The sequence below is a fragment of the Facklamia sp. P9177 genome, from assembly GCF_050409585.1.
GTDB lineage: Bacteria > Bacillota > Bacilli > Lactobacillales > Aerococcaceae > Facklamia.
In genome coordinates this window covers 75,397-96,747 of the sequence record NZ_JBNUPE010000003.1, presented here as the reverse complement: position 1 = coordinate 96,747, position 21,351 = coordinate 75,397, and the positions used below count along the sequence as shown (strand labels likewise).

At 35.7% G+C, this 21,351-nt stretch carries 19 protein-coding genes, 1 other RNA gene, 1 riboswitch and 1 other annotated feature; of the genes, 13 read left to right on the top strand and 7 right to left on the bottom strand.

All coding sequences use genetic code 11. The annotated features are described in order from the left end of the window. Positions 1-3 precede the first annotated feature (3 nt). Both ACQV18_RS02300 and ACQV18_RS02295 read right to left on the bottom strand, forming a co-directional pair. The gene (locus ACQV18_RS02300) at positions 4-975 is read right to left on the bottom strand and encodes a rhodanese-related sulfurtransferase (protein ID WP_428892485.1); all 972 of its coding nucleotides are present in this window, start codon (positions 973-975) and stop codon (positions 4-6) included. Positions 976-1,255: 280 nt separating this feature from the next. Further along, the gene (locus ACQV18_RS02295) at positions 1,256-1,813 is read right to left on the bottom strand and encodes a folate family ECF transporter S component (protein WP_428872986.1); all 558 of its coding nucleotides are present in this window, start codon (positions 1,811-1,813) and stop codon (positions 1,256-1,258) included. Between the two features lie 49 nt (positions 1,814-1,862). After that, positions 1,863-1,960, bottom strand: a riboswitch (THF riboswitch). Between the two features lie 96 nt (positions 1,961-2,056). On the opposite strand from ACQV18_RS02295, the gene ACQV18_RS02290 reads away from it, so the two are divergent. Together ACQV18_RS02290 and ACQV18_RS02285 are read left to right on the top strand one after the other, a co-directional pair. Next, positions 2,057-2,980, top strand: coding sequence for a diacylglycerol/lipid kinase family protein (locus ACQV18_RS02290; protein ID WP_428881708.1), 924 nt, complete (start codon positions 2,057-2,059; stop codon positions 2,978-2,980). Between the two features lie 71 nt (positions 2,981-3,051). Next, a complete protein-coding gene (locus ACQV18_RS02285; protein ID WP_428872988.1) occupies positions 3,052-3,486 on the top strand; it encodes a DUF2187 family protein in 435 nt (144 codons plus the stop codon). Between the two features lie 64 nt (positions 3,487-3,550). Here the strand turns inward: ACQV18_RS02285 and ACQV18_RS02280 are convergent, their stop codons facing one another. Beyond that, entirely contained in the window at positions 3,551-4,516 is a 966-nt protein-coding gene (locus ACQV18_RS02280; protein WP_428881709.1) for a hypothetical protein, read from the bottom strand. Between the two features lie 40 nt (positions 4,517-4,556). Between ACQV18_RS02280 and ACQV18_RS02275 the strand changes: the two genes are divergently transcribed. Continuing rightward, positions 4,557-4,997: a ribonuclease HI family protein gene (locus ACQV18_RS02275; protein ID WP_428874657.1), complete on the top strand. Its 441-nt coding sequence runs from the start codon at positions 4,557-4,559 to the stop codon at positions 4,995-4,997. Here the strand turns inward: ACQV18_RS02275 and ACQV18_RS02270 are convergent. The 3 genes from ACQV18_RS02270 to gpsB form a co-directional block, all read right to left on the bottom strand. Further along, entirely contained in the window at positions 4,973-6,100 is a 1,128-nt protein-coding gene (locus ACQV18_RS02270; RefSeq protein ID WP_428892484.1) for a THUMP domain-containing class I SAM-dependent RNA methyltransferase, read from the bottom strand. The genes ACQV18_RS02275 and ACQV18_RS02270 overlap by 25 nt on opposite strands. A 99-nt stretch (positions 6,101-6,199) precedes the next feature. Further along, positions 6,200-6,577, bottom strand: an RNA gene (gene rnpB / locus ACQV18_RS02265) — RNase P RNA component class B. 11 nt (positions 6,578-6,588) lie between these two features. Next, positions 6,589-6,924, bottom strand: coding sequence for a cell division regulator GpsB (gene gpsB, locus ACQV18_RS02260; RefSeq protein ID WP_428872992.1), 336 nt, complete (start codon positions 6,922-6,924; stop codon positions 6,589-6,591). 252 nt (positions 6,925-7,176) lie between these two features. On the opposite strand from gpsB, the gene ACQV18_RS02255 reads away from it, so the two are divergent. From ACQV18_RS02255 to dtd, 5 genes are all read left to right on the top strand, one after another. Continuing rightward, on the top strand, positions 7,177-8,130 hold the full coding sequence (locus ACQV18_RS02255) for a 50S ribosomal protein L11 methyltransferase (RefSeq protein WP_428872993.1): 954 nt from the start codon (positions 7,177-7,179) through the stop codon (positions 8,128-8,130). Positions 8,131-8,133: 3 nt separating this feature from the next. Then, complete coding sequence (locus ACQV18_RS02250; protein ID WP_428874660.1) at positions 8,134-8,907, top strand: RsmE family RNA methyltransferase; 774 nt, start codon at positions 8,134-8,136, stop codon at positions 8,905-8,907. 1 nt (position 8,908) lies between these two features. Further along, the gene (gene deoC, locus ACQV18_RS02245) at positions 8,909-9,553 is read left to right on the top strand and encodes a deoxyribose-phosphate aldolase (RefSeq protein ID WP_428872995.1); all 645 of its coding nucleotides are present in this window, start codon (positions 8,909-8,911) and stop codon (positions 9,551-9,553) included. A gap of 141 nt (positions 9,554-9,694) precedes the next feature. Then, entirely contained in the window at positions 9,695-11,893 is a 2,199-nt protein-coding gene (locus ACQV18_RS02240; RefSeq protein ID WP_428872997.1) for a RelA/SpoT family protein, read from the top strand. 8 nt (positions 11,894-11,901) lie between these two features. Next, positions 11,902-12,345, top strand: a complete 444-nt coding sequence (gene dtd, locus ACQV18_RS02235) for a D-aminoacyl-tRNA deacylase (RefSeq protein WP_428872998.1) — start codon at positions 11,902-11,904, stop codon at positions 12,343-12,345. Positions 12,346-12,366: 21 nt separating this feature from the next. On the opposite strand, the gene ACQV18_RS02230 is transcribed toward dtd, so the two are convergent. Further along, positions 12,367-13,779, bottom strand: coding sequence for an N-acetylmuramoyl-L-alanine amidase (locus ACQV18_RS02230; protein WP_428881714.1), 1,413 nt, complete (start codon positions 13,777-13,779; stop codon positions 12,367-12,369). A 186-nt stretch (positions 13,780-13,965) separates the two neighbouring features. Further along, positions 13,966-14,156: a binding site (T-box leader), on the top strand. Between the two features lie 36 nt (positions 14,157-14,192). Between ACQV18_RS02230 and hisS the strand changes: the two genes are divergently transcribed. From hisS to ACQV18_RS02205, 5 genes are all read left to right on the top strand, one after another. After that, positions 14,193-15,512 carry a histidine--tRNA ligase gene (hisS, locus tag ACQV18_RS02225; protein ID WP_428881715.1) on the top strand — a complete coding sequence of 440 codons (1,320 nt, stop codon included), beginning with the start codon at positions 14,193-14,195 and terminating at the stop codon, positions 15,510-15,512. A 1-nt stretch (position 15,513) separates the two neighbouring features. Further along, on the top strand, positions 15,514-17,286 hold the full coding sequence (gene aspS / locus ACQV18_RS02220; RefSeq protein ID WP_428876420.1) for an aspartate--tRNA ligase: 1,773 nt from the start codon (positions 15,514-15,516) through the stop codon (positions 17,284-17,286). Between the two features lie 201 nt (positions 17,287-17,487). Continuing rightward, on the top strand, positions 17,488-18,699 hold the full coding sequence (gene arcA, locus ACQV18_RS02215; protein WP_428874662.1) for an arginine deiminase: 1,212 nt from the start codon (positions 17,488-17,490) through the stop codon (positions 18,697-18,699). Positions 18,700-18,734: 35 nt separating this feature from the next. Then, a complete protein-coding gene (gene argF / locus ACQV18_RS02210; protein WP_428874663.1) occupies positions 18,735-19,736 on the top strand; it encodes an ornithine carbamoyltransferase in 1,002 nt (333 codons plus the stop codon). Between the two features lie 100 nt (positions 19,737-19,836). Beyond that, positions 19,837-21,342, top strand: coding sequence for a YfcC family protein (locus ACQV18_RS02205; protein ID WP_428873834.1), 1,506 nt, complete (start codon positions 19,837-19,839; stop codon positions 21,340-21,342). The last annotated feature ends 9 nt before the right edge of the window (positions 21,343-21,351 follow it).

Here is a 21,351-nt window from a genome sequence, read left to right as displayed (position 1 = left end):
AAATTATGCAGAATGTGTTTTACTTAAGCTTTCTCCAATTGCATTTAATCTTTCTTCCCATTCTTCTGTGGAAAAGTTATGTTCAGCGACATAGCGGTTTCGAGGATGACGACGACAGGCCTCACTACATCCACGTAAATACTTATCTTCATTTGCTTCAGAAGTCAATATTTGTTCATTACATTCTGGGTTTGCACAATTTACGTATCTTTCACATGGTGTTCCATCAAAATAATCTTTTCCGACTACTGTAGGATTTACTTGATTAACTGGGACAGCAATACGTTCATCGAAAACATACATCTTACCTTCCCAAAGCTCACCTTTAGTTTCAGGGTCTTTTCCATAAGTATCAATACCACCATGTAATTGCCCCACATCTTTAAAACCTTCTTTAAGTAACCAACCTGAGAATTTCTCGCAGCGGATACCACCTGTGCAATAGACAACAACGCGTTTGTCCATAAATTTTTCTTTGTTTTCTTTCACCCAGTCAGGAAGTTCACGGAAATTACGAATTTCAGGACGGATCGCACCCTTAAAATGACCTAAATCATACTCATAGTCATTACGAGTATCAAGAACAACTGTATCCTTGTCAAGTAGAGCATCTTTAAATTCTTTAGGGGATAGATATTGTCCTGTAATTTCATGTGGATCAATATCATCATCTAAGTTTAAAGCTACAATTTCTTCACGCGTTCTCACAGACATCTTTTTATGCGCATAATCATCAGCAAGATCTTGTTTAAACCATAAATCTTCAAAACCTTCTAGTGAATGAACATAGTCCATATACTTTTGTGTTTGATCTAGGGTGCCTGAAACGGTTCCGTTTATTCCTTCTTCACCGACTAATACGCGCCCCTTTAAACCGATACGACAGCAAAACTCTAAGTGTTCTTTGGCAAATAATTCAGGGTCTTCAATTCTTTGATATTTGTAATATAACAATACACGATAATTTTTCTTCATAGTATACCTCCTGTAGTTGCAAGCTACATTTATTTTCATATCTTCATATTATACGTAAATATAGTAAATGTCACAAGTTTTTACAATTTTTAATCTGATTGTTAAATAAGTTTACTAGTATTTTTTTGATTTTTTGAGTGAAGTTTATAATATTTAGTACAGTAAATTTTCGTTAATAAAAAGGGCAGAAGCTTAAACTTCTGCCCTTTTTATTAATTTTATAAGATAATTCATAAATAGTAAGTAGTGCGTTACCTACCTAAAAGAGCTACCATAAAGTTTAAAATTGGAATTTTTTGATTAAACGATCAATTACAGGCAATTTTAGGATAATCACTAAAATAATTGTGTTCAATGGAAGAGAAACAGCGTTTTTAGCGATACGAATTGGCATGAATGCTGCCCAAGCTTTACCTTGCATCATTTTAATCCATAGAGATCCAAATCCTAAGTTTACAATAAAGGTTACCAAAACAACTGCTATAAGAATATTTTTCCAATTACGTTCTTTACGCCACAAAAACCAACCATAAATGAAACCAGCTAAACCGGCACTAAAGGTATAACCGAAGAAGAAGCTATAGCCATTTAGAAGAGCAGTGATAATGTCATTAGCTACCGATATAACGATAGCCCACCATGGACCAATTATAGCGCTGGAAATAGCAGTACCGATAAAGCCAACTCCAATTTGGGCAATTTCACCTACTCTAAACGCTGGTATATAAGCTAACATAATACGAAACGCTAATAATAAAGCCATGGTAGTTAATTGTAGGGTGGTTAGTTTTCCTTTATTACCATATGAAATAATACGACGGGAATCAGGTTTTTGCATAAAAAATACGCTCCTTTTTTTGACAAGAGAGCGCTACAATTAATATTAATGCAGCGAATGCAAAGATAGTATCGCAAGAATAAATTCTTTTCGTTTGTTGGCCACATCCCATCCAACAACACTTGACGTTCTATCTTTTACTCTGTCTAATGATATACATCAGTGTAACTTACTTTCAAAGAAATTGGAAGGGAAAATCGTTTGGGAGGACTTGTGGTATAATGTAAAAAAAGGAGGGTTAATATGAAGAGCGTTTTAATCATCGCTAATCCAGGTTCAGGTAAGGGTAAGGCCAAAGCATATGCTGAGCAGTTAGCTGATTTACTAATTAATACATACGATGCTCAAGTCAAACACCGAACAACTGAAAAACCTCAAGATGCCTATGATTGGGCAAAAACTACCCCTGCAGATGAATACGACACTATTATTTGTTTGGGCGGTGACGGCACTATTAAGGAAGTGGTATCCGGTTTAATGGAGAATTCACAACCACCTCATTTTGCTTTTTTACCTTTGGGGACTGTAAATGATTTAGCAAGATCTTTAGGAATCTCTCTAAACCCAGTAAAAGCCATTAATCAATTTAAATCTTTAGAGTTAAAAAAATTGGATATCGGGCAAGTTAACGAGCAGTATTTTGCGAATGTTCTTGCGCTAGGAGCTATTCCTTCAGCAGTATTTGAAACTGAATCTAAAGTAAAAAATAAGATTGGGGTATTAGCTTATTTATTTGATGGCTTTAAAGCGATGTTTGAAGAGGAAGATTTTGATTTAGACATTAGTGTCGATGGAAAGGAATCTCATCACCTTAAAACCAATCTTATATTATTAACACTCACTACTAGTGTGGGAGGAATGGAAAATCTTCTTTCACAAGACCAGCTATTTGATGGATTGGGTCATCTTTATGCTTTTAAGGGTTCATTGGCTATATCAAGTATAGCTACTTTTATTGAAGAGAAAGGCTTGCCTCGACACGAATTAGATAATGAGTCCATCTTGTCGTTAAAGGGTAAAACATTCGATATTAAACTCGCTTCCTTGAATGAAGAACGTGAACTAAAAGCGAACATTGATGGCGATAAAGGCCCAAGTTTACCATTAAAAATTAAGATTCATAGTCAAGCACTTTCTGTATGGGTTCCAAAGGTAGAGAAAGAGTAACCTTTAGAATAAAAAAGAAAAATGTGGTATAATAACAATTACAGAGGGCAATTTAAGAAAAGAGGGATAACGTGTCGAAAAAAATTTCAGATGGGCAACGAAGTCTAATTGAAAAGGAGTTAAGACGCGGGACAAGCAAGTCACGTATCGCTTCGCTATTAGATGTAGATTATGAAACGGGTCTTGAAATGATTGAATCAGTAAAGTTAGCAATTCGACCAGAAATAGGGGATAAGATTACTTTCAAATTTAGAGAAAGTAGCATGACAGGAATAATTACAAAATTGCTTTCTAATAGTGCTGTTGTAGATATTTATTGGCAAGAATCAGATATGATGATGCAAGATATTATTGAAGAGAAGACCATAGTTAATTTCAAAGATATTATTGATTTTATATCCTTACCACCACAAGAAGAGGATAAGCATGTCATTCTTGATCCACAACCTACCGTGCACCATAAAAACACCAAGGAAAATGATACACAGTCAGAAGAAGAGAAGTAAAATTAGAGCGAGTCTACTATAGACTTGCTCTAATTTATTTAGAAAGTTTTCTTTAAATTTCTATCTATAGACTTAGTTGTTTGATTTCATCGATAGCCTGTTGGAGAATTTCATCCATTCGCTCATTTTGATCGGATTCTTCACTTTTTTCTATATGGTAATAACTTAAAAAGCTATTAAACCATGCAACAGGGTCTGAGATTTTTTCTTTGATAAATGGATAGTATACCATCACCAATAAATTTATTTCTTCTAGTAGACCATCATAAATATGAGGATTATTATTGACCGTATAATCTTCAAGAAGAGCTTTTATTTGTAAATAGGTCGAATCTTCTTTATAAGGGACTAGAGATAGGCTATCGATGATTTTAATTTCTTCAAACCATGTCAGTTTTAGATGGGCCTGGTAATTTCGAACTATATAATGATGCAATATATCACTTTTAACGAATTGACTTATCTTTTTGTCAGCCAATAATGCAGTCAAGATTGGATGTTTAAGGGAGTAATCTAAACTATAGAAGTTTTTGATTTCTTTTAAAAGTTCATATAAGGTTAGTTCTTTCAATTGTTTCAACTTTGAATCTAACCCCTTCGTATTTATAAGGAGTTGAAGTTCTTTAGAAAGAGCTTCTTTTTCTTTAATTTTTTCAATTTGTTTAACAATCAAAGAGATATCCCATTTTTTTTGATCAAAATATTCTTTGATTTCATATAACTGAATCAATAGTTTTTGATGAGAAAAAAGATAAGGTAAAGAATGAACATAAAGTATCGCTAATTCATAGTCAAGGTCTTGTATGGAGTGGTCTGAAAGAAAATTTTGCCATAACTTTTTGACAGCTTGACTTTTATTTTGAATAATATGAATAGAAATTAGTTCTTTAAACACTTTAAGGGAAGGTTCTATCTGATAGCTTTCTTTCAAAAAGTTAGATGCACTTGCATAATCATTTTGTTCAAGCGCATTCATGGCTTTGCGATAGAAATATTCGCTCTTATTTGGCATATGAATAAGATCTGTCAATTGAGGAGACTCCTTTCAAAATAGAGAGGGTGAAAAACCTATGTGGATACAAATTGATGCCGCTTTTGATCCTAAAACTAAAGAAGCGGGCCTAGCTTTTTTGGTATTCAATGGTGAAAAAGTTGCTACTTTTAAATTTTATATTAATGAATGTCTGGATAATCACCAAGCTGAGTTTTTTGCTTTAAGATTAGCTATGCAATGGATCAAGCAAGAAAAATTAAAAACAGATCAACTCATTCAAATTAAAACCGATTCTAAGATTGTTTTCCAATCGATTGAAAAACGTTTTGCCAAAAAAGACTATTTTAGCAAGCTTTTAAAAGTTATTCTCTTTGAAATGGACCATTATCCTTTACTTTTTCTAAAATGGATTCCTGAAAAAGAAAATCGAGCAGCTGATCAAGCAGCAAAACAAGCCTTACGTAAACAAGGGAAAGTAAAGACTTTAGACCCTTATTTATTTGTAGACCAAAATTGATAATAATTTACTTTTAAGGCACCGTTATATAACTTGCGTTTTTTGCTAGCTTTTTCACCATAAAATTTCTCAAATGAGTCATCACTTGAGAGAATATACTTCGACCAAGTGGTCATCAAACGGTAAATAGTACCCATGTCCTGGTATAGTTGGTGTACCTTATCTTCATCTAGCAAGCGGTCTCCATAAGGAGGGTTGGAGATTAAAATGCCATATTCTTCATTCGGACGGTAATCTGTTAACTGCATTTGTTTAAAAGTAATATCTTCTCCCACACCGGCATTTGCTGCATTTTGCTTGGCGATTTCAATCATTCTTCCATCTATATCGCTTCCAAAGATATTGAGTTTTATTTCATGGTTAATTTTTTGACGTGCTTTTGTTTTTTCCTTTGACCATACTTCTGGATTAAAGAACTCCCATTTTTCTGCTGCAAATGACCGATTTAATCCTGGAGCAATATTGCGTCCCATTAAGGCAGCTTCAATTAAAATTGTTCCAGACCCGCAAGTTGGATCATAAAGAGGACGGTCAGGGAACCAAGTAGTCAATTTGACTAAAGCTGCTGCCATATTTTCTTTTAGAGGCGCGCCACCTTTTTCAGTTCGATAACCTCGTTTAAATAGACTGCTTCCACTTGTGTCTAAAGTAATCATCGCCACATCTTTTAGTATCGATATTTCAATAGGGTAGTAATCACCTGTTTCGCTCAAAGGCATTTTACGAGCATAGTGATCCATTAGCCGTTTGGCAATGGCTTTTTTGACAATTCTTTGACAGTTAGGGACAGAATAAAGTTTTGATTTCACCGACTTACCTGAAACAGGAAATTCTCCATCCATGGGTAAGAGGTCTTCCCAGGCAATCGCATAGGTTTGGTCAAACAATTCTTCAAAAGAGGTTGCTTTAAATTCGCCAACCACTACTTTAATTCGATCAGCTGTTCTCAACCATAGGTTTGTTTTAGCAATATCTTCTGCAGTTCCTTTAAAGCGCACGCGACCATTCTCTGTTTGTGTTTCATAGCCTAAATCCTTGAGTTCTTGATTAGCTATTCCCTCGATACCTGCAGCTGCTGTAGCAATTAAGTGATATGTTTTCATGGATAATCCTTCCTTTTAAAAAAACACGATTCAACAAGCTTTTAGGCTCAGAATCGTGTTGTTGACTATATGCATCTATAAATACCTATATTAGTAAATTTCGATAAGCCATGTTCTGTCAATATTTATTCCATAGGCAAGAATAAATAAAGGGTAATCATCTATCTACAAGATAACTTGTCTCTCTTTCAGTTAAGCAATGCTTACGCATTTTCCCATACAGAGAGTGCCCCTACCAAATTTGGGTTGCTCGCTCGAGGGGTTTACCGCGTTTCAGCTTTTTGTTTCCAAAAAGATCGTCTCTGTGGCACTTTATGAATTACTTATTCTTAGCTAAGCCTTAGAATATTCACTCGCCGTTCACCTTAAGGCTACCTTAGCTTATTGTTTCGCTAAGCACGAACACTACAAGCGTTTCAGCTTGTGCGAGCATGGACTTTCCTCAGCCAAATGAATTGACCGCGATTACCTGAAATTTACTATGATCATTAATTTTGACTATACTCTGTGTTTGAAATTTTGGCTCCGAAAACATGTTTTTCTAAGTTAGATAAACGTTTAAGGATATCAAAGTTGGTTACGCCAGAACCTGGAGTTGTTGAAACGTTTTTCTTAGCTAATGATAACTGCTTAGTTAATTCATCTATTTTAGCAATGAGTCGCTCATTTTCATTCTTTAAGAACACTACATCTTTTTGATAAGAATCATAGTCACGAATAATACTATCGAGATACTCATCGACTTCAGCAGCATTATAGCCACGCATGGAACGAGAAAATTCTTTTTGTAAGATATCTTTTGCTGTTAAGTTTTTTTCTGCCATGAAGTTCACCTCGTTTATTAGCTTTTATATTAAATAGAATATCAACTACTATTTTATCCTTTTCTTTTGAAAATTTCAAAAAAAGTTACAAATATTCTAAAGTCTATTATTTATTATTACATGCCCTTATTAAAATAGCTAGACTTAATCTTGAAAAAATAACTTCTTTTGATTGAAAAAAGATAAACAGTCCTCCATAATGTGAATAAGCTCAGCTTTAAATTTTTTAGATGCATTGACTGGGGGGGTTTAATGACTCATTGGACAAAAGTGACTATCTATCTTGAAACTAAGAAGCCTGATGAAGTGGAATATGTTTCTCATCTCTTATTTGAGTGGGGGGCGAAAGGGACGCAGCTTATAAATGTCGATGGATATATGGAAAATAAAGAAAATTTATTTGGAGAAATTCCTTTAGCTCCATCCCTTAAAGAACAAGATAAACGGGGGCTTGTCTTAGGTTTTTTTGAACAAGATATAGAAAAAGACTTGTTCGATAGTTATTTAGAAGATAACCTTTATTTCGATTATAGTTGGGAAAAAGAGCCGATTGAAATGGAAAATTGGCAAAAAAATTGGATGAAAAACTACCGAATTCAAGAAATTTCACGATTTATAAAAGTTGTTCCGGTATGGGATGCTTATTCTCCAAAATATAAGGATGAGAAAGTTATTTATTTAGACCCAGGAGTTGCCTTTGGAACAGGTGATCACCCGACAACCCGACTCGGCGCGCAAGCTTTAGAAATGGTTATGCGAGGTGACGAGAAAGTTTATGATGTTGGAACGGGATCTGGTATCCTTGCATTGATAGCTTTTGCTCTCAGCGCACAAAAAGTGGTGGGATACGATCTTGATCCTCAAGCAATCGCAGCTGCTAAACAAAATCTTACTTATCAAAAATGGCAAAATATGGGCTATTCTGATGATTTTCAACCACCTATATCATTTCATGTCAATGATTTATTAAGAGGTGTTGAAGAAAAAGTAAATATCATCATGGCAAACATCCTACCTCATATATTACTCAAGCTCTATCAGGATGCCTATCAGCTTTTAGAAAAGGGTGGCTATCTCATTCTTGGAGGCATACTGACTGAGAAGGCAGAACAAGTAATCGATTCTTTATCAACAGATCAGTGGGAAATAATCCAAATTAATTATTATAAAGGATGGGCTGGTATCACGGCTCAGAAGAAAGAGTGAGTTATGCATCAATATTTTATCGATGATTCGAATCAAATAGTAGAAATTGGCAAGAAAGTTGTTTTGAATCCATCAGACAGTCATCATTTGGTCAATGTTTTAAGGGCTAAGCAAGGGAAGGAGTTAATAGTTGTATACGATCAAAAGAAGTATCTAGCTTCTTATCTCAAAAAAAAGAATGATTATGCTCTATTAGAAATCATGTCACCCTTAAGTGAGACTCTCAGTCAAACGGAGTTACCGGTCGAGGTAGTTGTAGCTTGTGGTTTATCCAAAAATGACAAAATGGATTCAATTGTTCAAAAAGCTACAGAATGCGGCATGAGCAGCTTTCAACCATTAGCTTTAAAACGTGATGTAGTCAAATGGGACCAGAAAAAAGCTGGTAAAAAAGTTGAAAGACTACAAAAAATTGCTGATAGTGCTGCAGAACAGTCAAAACGTTTAAAAAAGGTTGAAGTTAAGCAGCTTTTAAATTTAAAAGACTTTGTTAATCAGTATCGTACTCATGACATTAAACTAGTGGCATTCGAAGAAAGTGCTAAAGAAGGTCAACACCATCTGTTAGCCAAAATATTAAAAAATATCGAAAAGAATAAAAAGATAGTTATGGTATTTGGATCGGAAGGTGGATTAGAACAACAAGAGGTATCTTTCTTAGTAGAAAATGGCTTTGAGATTTGTAGCTTAGGTCCAAGAATCTTACGGGCAGAGACGGCACCTATTTATCTTTTAAGTGTCCTATCATATGTCACTGAAATTGAAAGGGAGTTTTAAAATGGAATTAAATAAATATATCGATCATACTTTATTAAATGCAAATGCAACCAAAGACCAAATTAAGCAAATTTGTCAAGAAGCCTTGGAATATCAATTCATGTCAGTTTGTATTAATCCAGTATGGGTTACTTATGCGAGTGATTTGTTGAAGGATTCAGACGTCAAAGTCTGTACAGTGATTGGTTTCCCTTTAGGAGCGAATACTTCATCTACTAAAGCTTTTGAAGCAAAAGAAGCAGTGAAAAATGGGGCTAGTGAAATTGATATGGTAATCAATATCGGAGCGGCTAAAGCTGCTGATTGGGAAACAGTAGAAGAGGATATCCGTCAAGTCGTTCAAGCTGTTCCAGAAGAAATTATTGTGAAAGTTATCATCGAAACTAGTTTACTTGAAAAAGAAGAAAAAGTGAAAGCTTGCCTTGCAGCCAAAGCAGCCAAAGCAGATTTTGTTAAAACTTCCACTGGCTTTTCAACAGCAGGAGCTGTGAAAGAAGATATTGCTCTAATGCGTTCGACTGTTGGTGAAACAATGGGAGTCAAAGCTTCTGGAGGCGTTGGCGATAAAGAAACTGCATTAATAATGATTGAAGCAGGCGCAAACCGTATTGGTGCTTCTAAAGGGATTAAAATTGTTTCTGAATAAAATTTTAAAACAACTGTGTCTTTCGACCAGTTGTTTTTTAGCATAAGCTAAGATTGATAGTATTAAAGAGGCTAATATTGTTTTATAGTGAGTATTTAAGTTATAATAGTAGAAAAATTATCTAGAAAGAGTGGTGATAATATGGGTAGAAATGATGTCTATACTGGTGAAGAAGTTATAGCAATTTGTCGATCTTATATGAATGACAGTAAGGTAGCTTTTGTAAAAAAGGCATTAGCAGTAGCAACCAAGGCCCATGAAGGGCAAGAACGTCTCTCAGGAGAACCCTATATTAATCATCCAATTCAAGTAGCAGGTATTTTAGCGAATATTAAATTAGACCCTGATACAGTAGCTACTGGCTTTTTACATGATGTAGTGGAAGATACGGACTACACTTTGGAAAAAATCCAGGAAGAATTTTCAGAATCCGTCGCCTTCTTAGTAGATGGCGTTACTAAACTCGGTAAGATTAAATTTCAAAGTAAAGAAGAACAATTAGCAGAAAATCATCGTAAAATGTTGATTGCCATGGCTAAAGATATTCGTGTGGTAATGGTTAAATTAGCTGACCGTTTACATAATATGCGCACTTTGAAATTTCAAAAACCCCACAAACAAATTGAAAAGTCTCAAGAAGCATTAGATATTTATGCACCCTTGGCTGAACGAATTGGTATGAGTGTCATTAAATGGGAATTAGAAGATATTTCTTTAAGATATATTAATCCTCAAGCCTATTATGATATTGTCCATCAAATGGACCAAAAAAGAGATGAGCGCGAAGAATATATTCAAGTTGTCATTGATCAGATAAAAGATGCGATTGACGAACTGTCCATGGACTCTACTGTTTATGGAAGACCGAAACATATTTATTCCATTTACCGTAAAATGGTCGATCAGAAAAAAGAGTTTGATGATATCTATGATTTATTAGCGGTTCGCGTTTTAGTCGATTCGATTAAGGATTGCTACGGAGTCTTAGGCATTATTCATACAAAATGGAAGCCGATGCCAGGACGCTTTAAAGATTATATTGCTATGCCTAAAGCTAATATGTACCAATCAATTCATACGACTGTTATTGGACCTCAAGGCAAACCTGTTGAAGTTCAAATAAGAACGCACCTTATGCATGAAGTGGCAGAGTACGGACTAGCAGCTCATTGGGCCTACAAAGAAGGGAAAACAGTCGATGAGCAACCACGAGATAACATTCAACAACAGTTAAAATGGTTTCATGATATTGTTGAGTATGAAGATGATGCAGGGAATGCTAGTGAATTCATGGAATTTATTAAAGAAGATGTTTTTAAAGATCAAGTTTATATCTTTACTCCTAAAGGCGACGTCTTTGAATTACCATTAGGTTCAGGTCCAGTCGATTTCGCTTTCCATATCCATACTGAAATAGGAAATAAGACGGTTGGAGCAAAAGTTAATGGTAATATCGTTCCTCTTAATTATCGCTTGAAAAATGGAGATATTGTTGAAATATTAACCAATCCGAGTTCTGTTGGCCCTAGCCGTGATTGGCTCAAGTTTGTTAAAACTTCTAAAGCACGCAATCGGATCAAACGTTATTTTAAAATGCAAGAGCGTGAGAAAAATAGCGAAATTGGACAGGAAATACTTGAAAAAGCCCTGAAAGAAAACGAAACATCTTTAAAAATAGAACTTAAAAAGAACAAAGAAAAAGACTTACTTGAGAGATTTAACTTCAATGAGATGGAAGATCTTTATGCTTCTATCGGCTTAGGAGAAATCTCACCGACTTCTATTATGCATTTTTGGAATATTAAGAAAGTCGACAAAAATGTAAAGCTATCTAATGTCATTTCTAAAGATAGGGAGACCGACTCTAACAAAGAAAAAGTAGGAAATGAAAAAGGATTAGTGGTTGACGGCGTTGATAACTTAATGATGCGACTTAGTCGTTGTTGCAACCCGGTTCCCGGTGATGAGATAGTTGGTTATATAACAAGAGGCAGAGGCATTTCTGTTCACCGCAAAGATTGTTCCAACTTAAAAAGTGAAATTGAATTGGATGATCGAACGATTGCAGTGCATTGGTCCGAAGAAAAGCAAGAAGAACATGAGTATGAAACAGAAATACAAGTCATTGGTTTTGACCGGTCGGGTATGATTAACGACGTTTTAAACGTTGTCAACCATACGGTCAAAAACCTTAAAGCAGTCAATGGGCGCATTGATGATCAAAGTCAAGCCATCATCAAACTTAAGGTTTTAGTTGCTGATACACAACAATTACATGAATTAATTGTTAAATTAAAGAACATCCCAGATGTTTACGAAGTTAAACGTCAAGGCAATTAGGAGGTCAAATGAAAGTAGTTATTCAAAGAGTGAACCATGCCAGTGTAACAGTTAATGAAGAAGTAGTAGGAGCCATTAAAGAAGGACTTCTACTTTTAGTCGGATTTGGACCTGAAGATACGGTTAAAGACTGTGAGTATTGTGCTAGAAAAATTGTAACTATGCGGATTTTTGACGATGAAGAAGGAAAAATGAATTTATCGTTGAAAGATACTGGCGGCAGTATTCTCTCAGTCAGTCAATTTACCCTGTACGCTTCTTGTAAGAAAGGGAATCGCCCTAGCTTTACCAATGCTGCAAAACCAGACCAGGCTGAAGAATTATACCATTATTTCAACCAAGAGCTTGACAAAAAAGGTTTTAAAGCTAAAACAGGTATTTTTGGAGCTGACATGAAAGTTGAATTTGAAAACAATGGACCTGTTACAATAATTTTGGACTCCAATGAGTAAACAATACCCCTGATAGAGACCTTATCTATCAGGGGTATTTATTTCTAATTGATTTCCAACTTGATTAAAATAAGTTGAGAGTCCTTCAGTAATAGCATCAGCTAATTTTTGATGGTAGTCATCCGTTAACATTAACTCCAAGTCTTCGCTGTTTGTAATATAACCGAGTTCGAGCAAGAGGGAGGGGACGGTATTTTCGCGTAAAACATGAAAGTTTCCATACTCCACACCCAAATTAGGTCGACCAGATGTTATCAACCCAGAATGTAAGGTCTTCGCAAATTCTTCGTCATTTAAATGATAGAAATATGTACGAACACCTTTGACCTGAGTGTCATAGGAGGAATCGAAATGTAACGAAAGAAATAAGTCTGGCTGTTTTTGGTTACTGATTTTAACCCTTTCAGCGAGGTCTAAAAATTGGTCGCTTTCATTAGTTAAGATAACTTTAGCCCCGAAAGCTTCAAGTGTTTTCTTTAATACTTTAGCAATCTTATAGGTAAAGCTTTTTTCAGCATACTTTTGATCTTTACTCAATGTACCTGGGTCTTCTCCACCATGGCCAGGGTCTAGCATGATGGTCGCTTGTTGGAGTTCAGATTTAATAGGTAGAAAGCGATGGTCAATTGAATAGTAAGGCTCAGATAGAGAGAAGGAATCAATATATCCTTTAACTCCTTGACTATCTTCTACGTAGTAAAATGATTCCTGAGGACTATATTCAACATAATCAAGCCTTGTAAATTCTTGTAGGTAATTCGTTTGATAAATCATATTAGAAAAAAAGTCTGCTTCTTCTAATAAGTATTCTTCTTTTTTGCGCATGATAAGCTTGTTTTTCAAGCTTTCTTTTTCTTTTTCTTTTTTATTAATTCTGCTATCTAAAGCATTCTTTTCGGCAATTAAACGCTCCGCGTCTTGTCGATTCAATAATTCTATCTCGTTTATGTTTACAAAGGCTGGTTTACCTTGATAATTAACTTGAGCCCAATTTTTTTCTATATAATTAATAGGGATGAGGCTTTCCTTAGGAATATTTGAGAGAATAGGACTTTTAGAATCAGCTTTTTGATAAAGAGCCGTTGATTTTTCAAAAGAGGCTGCTAAATCTTGGTCACTTTTAAGTTCCTTGTTTTCGATTAGCCACTTGGGTAACCAACCTTCAACTTTCCCTTGATAGCGCACTTTAAGCCAACCGGTTTGTTCTTGAATAATTTCAATAGGAAAGTCAGGATCAATTTCGGTTAAAACCTCGGAATTAGTAGTTGGAAAAGAGTGCAGAACGATTCCTTGACGATCAATTGGTAAAGCTTTTAAATTGCTAAGATTAACAATTCCCCATACTGTTATGACGCTAATTATAAGTGTTAATAAGAAAGGAGTAAGTCGCTTTTTAGTTAAGTGTTTCAAATTTTTGGTCCAAACGATAGCCATCCTATATTCCTCCACTATTCCTCTATTAATTGCATTATAGTTGATTAATTGAATTAAAGGTCAACTCTAGATGGACTGTTACACAATAGTAACTAGATTGTTAATCATTTGCTATAAAGTAAACTAAAGAAGAATTTTAATTCAACTTGACAAATCAATCATCATTGAGTAATCTGAACATAATTAATCAATTCGGTGAAATAGACAAGTAGCTCTGTAATATACAGTGAGCAACGTTGAGTGAAAAGTTGCATTTGAGAGTGAAGACACTATGGAGAAGAATAATCAAAAGTTATTCCGTCAATCACGTTACGATTAAGAGGTAATGGATAAATTCATTACAAATATAGGTGGTACCACGTTAATGCGTCCTAAGTGAAAACTTAGGGCGCTTTTATATTAGGAGGGGTAGAATGATTCAAAAGATGAAAGGCACCGTTGATATCTTGCCAGAGGATAGTTATCGTTGGCAATATGTCGAAGATGTAGCAAGAGATTTATTTGATCAATATATGTATCGTGAAATACGGACACCGCTTTTTGAGTCCTATGATTTATTTTCACGTTCAGTTGGTAATACTTCAGATATTGTCTCTAAAGAAATGTATGACTTCTATGATAAAGGAGAACGACATATTAGTTTACGCCCCGAAGGGACTGCGGGTGTTGTGAGAGCATACGTTGAGAATAAATTGTTTGGTCCAGAACATGCACAGCCTTTTAAGGTTTATTATTTAGGTCCTTACTTTCGTTACGAAAGACCCCAAGCAGGACGTCAACGACAGTTCAATCAAATGGGCGTCGAAGTTTTCGGGTCAGAAAATCCAGCAACGGATGTGGAAGTTATCAGTTTAGCTTGGCATTTCTTTCAAGAGTTAGGTTTAAAAAATATTACTTTACAAATTAACTCACTAGGAAAGCCAAACGATCGGCAGGCTTATCGTCAAGCGCTTATTGCTTATTTTGAGCCACATATTCATAATTTAAGTGATGATTCTAAAAAAAGACTGCATGACAATCCACTGCGTGTACTAGATTCAAAAGATGCTAAGGATAAAGCTTATGTAAAAGAGGCTCCAAGTATTTTAGATTATTTATCTAAAGAGAGTAAGGAGCATTTTGGACAAGTTCAATCCATGCTCAAGCAACTAGAAATACCTTTTGAAGTCAATGACAAGGTGGTAAGAGGTTTGGATTATTATCAGGATACTATTTTCGAGTTTGTAGTAGATGATAATCGGATTGGTGCTCAATCAACGGTTTGTGGTGGTGGTCGCTATGATGGACTGGTTCAACAAATAGGCGGACCTGAGAAGCCTGGCTTTGGTTTTGGATTAGGGCTTGAACGTCTCATGTTATTAATGGATCAACAAAAGATTGACATTCCACCATATGAGCCTCTAGACTTATATGTCTTATGTCGTGATGAGTCGGTTAATCAATTAGCAACCGAGTTAGTTCAAAAGGCTAGATATGCTGGATTGATTGCAGAAAGAGATTACTTATTTAGAAGCATAAAGTCTCAGTTTAAAACAGCCGGCAAATTAGGGGCCAAATTAACTATTATGTTGGGTGAGCAAGAAGTTGAGTCTGAGATATTAGTCGTTAAAAATCAAGAAAATGGGACTGAGACCGAGATTTCAAAAGGTGACTTATGGTCTGATTTTTATGGCGTTTATCGCCGTTTAACAACGGATACGAGTGTAATTGATAAATATTTTAGGGGTGAATAAAATGACAGAAAGAACTGTATATTGTGGATTAGTAGATGAACAGTACCTTGGTAAAGAGATCACATTAAAAGGATGGGTACAAAAAAGAAGAGATTTAGGGAGTTTAATTTTTGTTGATTTACGTGATCGTGAAGGCTTTTGTCAAGTGGTCTTTAATGCTGAGAGACTTTCAAAAGAAGATTTTGAGCTAGCCAATCGGATTCGTTCAGAATACATTATTGAAGTGACTGGAGAATTGGCATTAAGAGAAAACAATCAAATGAATAAGCAAGTTAAAACAGGACGTTTTGAGCTGTATGCCAATGCTTTAACCATCTATACTAAAGCTAAAACGCCTGCTATATATATTGAAAATGATTTGGATGTGGATGAAGAAGTTCGCTTAAGAAATCGTATGTTAGACTTACGTCGTCCTAAAATGCAAGCAAATATTCGCCTACGTCATAATGTAACGCGAACAATCCGTAATTTCTTAGACCAAAGAGGATTTGTTGATGTTGAGACACCTATGTTAACCAAATCCACTCCGGAAGGTGCTAGAGACTATTTAGTACCTACTCGCCGTGAAGGGGGATCCTTTTTTGCATTACCTCAATCACCCCAACTATTTAAGCAGCTGCTGATGGGTGCAGGCATGGATCGCTATTATCAAATAGTTAAATGCTTCCGAGACGAAGATTTACGTGGTGACCGTCAACCAGAATTTACCCAAGTCGATATTGAAACCAGCTTTTTAGGTCAAGAAGATATTCAATCATATATAGAAGAGATGCTAAAAGAAGTTGTCAAAGAAACAAGAGGAGTAGAAATTAAGCAAGCATTCCCAACCATGACTTATGCTCAAGCAATGGAAGAATACGGGTCAGATAAACCAGATATTCGCTTTGACATGAAATTAAAAGACCTCTCTCAATGGGCTGAACATAGTGAATTTGGCGTCTTTAAAAATGCTGTAAAAGATGGAGGGCAAGTCAAAGCCATAAACCTTAAAGGCTTAGCTGATGAATACACACGCAAGACAGCAGATGCCTTATCAGAAGTTGTTAAACCCTATGGAGCTAAAGGCTTAGCGTGGATTAAAGTATTAGAGGAAGGCTTTAATGGACCAATCGCTAAATTCTTTACTGAAGAAGACCAAGACCAGATTAAAGAGACGTTGGAAGCTAAAGAGGGAGACATCCTCTTCTTTGTGGCTGATCAAGCCAGTGTCATTGCTGATTCCTTAGGCGCTTTACGTAATCATTTAGCCAAGAAACACACCTTATACGATGTTGAAGAGTTAGCTTTTTTGTGGGTAACCGATTGGCCATTATTTGAATATGATGAAGATAATCAAAGATATGTTGCTATGCATCATCCGTTTACTGCTCCGCAAAACGACGATGTCCAAGCATTAAAAGATAATCCAGCGGATGCTAAAGCTAAAGCCTACGACATTGTTCTTAATGGTTATGAAGTGGGAGGTGGATCTCTAAGAATTTATCAACGTGAGATGCAAGATCAAATGTTTGAATTATTAGGATTTACTGCTGAAGAAGCTAAAAGTCAATTTGGTTTCTTATTAGAAGCAATGGATTACGGCTTCCCTCCTCATGGTGGTATCGCTTTAGGCTTAGATCGATTAGTGATGATACTTGCACAAGAGCCTAATATTCGTGAAGTCATTGCCTTTCCAAAGAATGGTCGTGGTCACGACTTATTAACAGATGCACCAAGTCATGTTTCGACCGATCAATTGGATGAGTTATATTTACAATTAAAAGCTAAAAAATAATTCCCATTAAAATTTGAAGTAGTTATTAATACCACTATCTTTCTGACGAAAGATAGTGGTATTCTAAAATTTAAGGGATAAATGTGATGAATATCTCATTTAGAATGTTATCAATTCAATTTATCGAAGTGACCGATTTAACGGAAACGTTTTCTATCGTATGTTAGACTAGAGCTAACAAATAATTAAGGAGGAAATAAAATGTCCCACAGTATTAATGTTAATTCTGAAATTGGTCGCTTGAAGAAAGTAATGCTTCACCGTCCGGGTAAAGAATTAGAAAATTTGATGCCAGATTACCTTGAACGCTTATTGTTTGATGATATTCCTTATCTTGAAGCAGCGCAAAAAGAACATGATGAATTTGCTAAGTTATTAGAAAGCCTAGGTGTTGAAGTACTTTATTTGGAAAAATTAGTGGCTGAAGCAATTGATGCAGAAGGATTGAAAGAACAATTTGTTGATGAGTGGATGGCTGAAACAGGGTTAGAGCCAGGCCAAAATTATGACCAAGTTAAACAGTATTTAATGGATATGGAAGATACCTACGAAATGGTATTAAAAACGATGGAAGGATTCAAGAAGAGTGAGATTAAGCATGAATCAAATGGTTTTGATGAATTGCTGTCAAACTATCCTTTTTTAGTGGACCCAATGCCAAACTTATACTTCACCCGAGATCCCTTTGCAACGATGGGTAACGGTGTTTCTCTTAACCACATGTACTCAGATACACGTAACCGTGAAACATTATATGGAAAATATATCTTTAACTATCACCCAGAATATAAAGGAACTACCCTTTATTATGAACGTGATGAAGATACACGTATCGAAGGTGGAGATGAGTTAGTTTTATCTAAAAACACTCTAGCAGTTGGGATTTCTCAACGTACTGATAAATATTCAATCGAGAAATTAGCTCGCAACTTATTTAAAGAGACTGAATTCAAAGAAGTATTAGCATTCTTAATCGATAACAACCGTAAATTCATGCATTTAGATACTGTATTTACTATGATCGATTATGATAAATTCACTATCCACCCTGAAATTGAAGGCGAATTAAAAGTCTTCTCAGTAACTCCTGGTGAAAATGGTGAAATCAAGGTGACTGAAAAAGAAGGGCTGTTAGAAGACATCTTAGCAGAAGCTTTAGGTTTAGAAAAAGTTACCTTAATCCGTTGTGGTGGTGATGACATCGTAGCTGGAGCACGTGAACAATGGAACGATGGTGCCAACACCTTAACGGTAGCACCAGGTGAAGTAATTGTTTACAACCGTAATACTGTAACCAACAAATTATTGATTGAAAATGGTATTAAGATTCACCAAATCGAAGGTAGTGAATTAGTACGTGGTCGTGGTGGTCCTCGTTGCATGTCAATGCCATTTGTTCGCGAAGATATTTAATTTTTTGATAAACACACAGATATAGGAGGGAATTTATGTTCCAAGGAAGAAACTTTTTAAAAGAAATCGACTTTACTGCCGACGAATTAAACTACTTAATTGATTTCTCAATTCACTTAAAAGACTTGAAAAAACGTGGGATTCCACACGAGTATTTAAAAGGACAAAACATTTGTCTATTATTTGAAAAAACATCTACTCGTACAAGAGCAGCCTTTACAGTAGCTGCTAATGACTTGGGTGCGGCTCCAGAATTCTTAGGTGCTAATGACATTCAATTAGGTAAAAAAGAATCTGTAGAAGATACAGCACGCGTTTTAGGTAGCATGTTCGACGGTATTGAATTCCGTGGTTTCAGTCAAGAGATGGTCGAAGACTTAGGTAAATACGCTGGAGTTCCTGTGTGGAACGGTTTAACTGATGAATGGCATCCAACTCAAATGATTGCTGATTATATGACCTTAAAAGAAAATTTTGGAGAGCTAAAGGGTAAAAAGTTAGTATATTGTGGTGACGGTCGTAATAATGTGGCTAATTCATTATTCATCACTGGAGCTATTATCGGTGTTAATGTGACCATCGCTTCACCAGAAGAATTATTCCCAGATGAAGAATTGGTAGCAAAAGCTCAAGAGTACGCGAAAGAATCGGGCGCTACTATTGAAATTACATCTGATATTAAAGCCGCTGTTAAAGATGCTGATGCATTATATACAGACGTTTGGGTTTCAATGGGTGAAGAAGACAAGTTCGAAGAACGTGTTAACTTATTAAAACCATACCAAATCAATAAAGAATTGACTGACTTAATTGAGGGAGATTATATTATCCTTCACTGCTTACCAGCTTTCCATGATACAGAAACAAAATATGGTAAAGATGTAGCAGAAAGATTCGGTGTTAAAGAAATGGAAATTACTGACGAAGTATTCCGCAGTAAACAAGCCCGTCAATTTGAACAAGCTGAAAACCGTATGCACTCAATCAAAGCGATTATGGCAGTTACTAACGGGAACTTGTTCATTCCTAAAGCTTAATAACAATAACATTACCCTATAAAAAGTGAAACGGGGCATGAAATCCGATTGTGGCCATGAACCGCAATCGGATTTTGTTTTAAAAAGGAGGAGGAAGAAAATGGAAAAGATGAAGAAACGAAAGATGTTGAATGCTTTTACGATACTATTTATTATTACGGCGGTTATCGCTGTATTAACGTGGATTATTCCATCAGGCGCCTATGAGGTGGATCCTGAAGGAAATTTTATTGCTGGAACTTATCACACAGTAGAGCGTACACGTCAAGGGTTGTGGGATTTATTTGCCGCTCCAATTCGTGGTTTTTTAGGTACAGAAACCACTCCGGGAGCTGTTGAAGTTTCGCTATTTGTTATGATCGTTGGTGGATTTTTGGGAGTTGTTACGGAAACAGGTGCTATTGACGCCGGAATCGCCTCTACTATCAAAAATAATAAGAATAATATGACCGGTTTAATCTGGATCTTAATGGCTATTTTTGGACTAGGTGGCTCTACCTATGGTATGGCTGAGGAAACCATGGCCTTTTATCCACTCTTAATTCCCTTAATGGTAGGTGTCGGGTTTGATGCTTTAGTGGCTGTGGCGATAATTTTGATTGGGGCTGGATTAGGAGTATTATCTTCAACCGTTAATCCATTTGCTACCACAATTGCTTCAAATATGGCTGGTATATCAATAATAGATGGAATGGTATTAAGAGTAATTTTCTGGATAGTCACATATATAATTGGAGCTTGGTATGTTACGCGCTACGCTAAAAAGGTAATGGCTGATAAGAATAACTCTCTGATAGCTGATCAAATGGAAGCGGACAAAGAAAAATGGAAAGTGCCCGAAGATATGCCAAAAGTTACTAAAAAACAAAAGGGCGTTCTTTGGTTATTTGCGCTTACATTTGTTATTATGATCTTAGCTTTAATTCCATGGACAGATTTAAATAATAACTTTACTTTCTTTAAAAATGCTCATGAGTTCCTACTAGGCATACCAGTAATTGGAGATTTGATTGGACAATCTTTAGAAGACCTACCTTTTGGTATGTGGTATCTAGTTGAGATTTCAGTTCTCTTTTTCTTAATGTCAGTTATTATCGCAGCATACTATGGAATTAAAGAAGATCGTTTCGTAGAAGTCTTTATCGCGGGAGTAAAAGATTTAATGTCAGTAGCTCTAATTGCTGCAGTCGCTCGTGGTATTCAAGTAGTGATGAATGATGGTCAAATCACCGCTACTGTATTACACTGGGGAGAACAAGGGTTAGCGAATTTACCAAAAGGTGTTTTCACAGTCTTAACTTATATCTTCTATATCCCAATGTCCTTCTTAATTCCATCGACTTCTGGTCTAGCAGCAGCTACTATGGGTATCATGGCGCCATTAGCCCAATTTGCTGATGTTTTAGAAAGTATTGTTGTCACTGCCTTCCAATCTGCCAGTGGTATTGTTAACCTAATTACACCAACATCAGGTGTCGTAATGGGTGCTTTAGCAATTGCAAATATTGACCTATCAACTTGGTGGAAATTTATGCGCAATTTGATTATCATAGTCTTTGTAGTGACCATTGTTTTACTACTTATTGGAGCTTACTTAGGAATTTAAAGGAGTGTT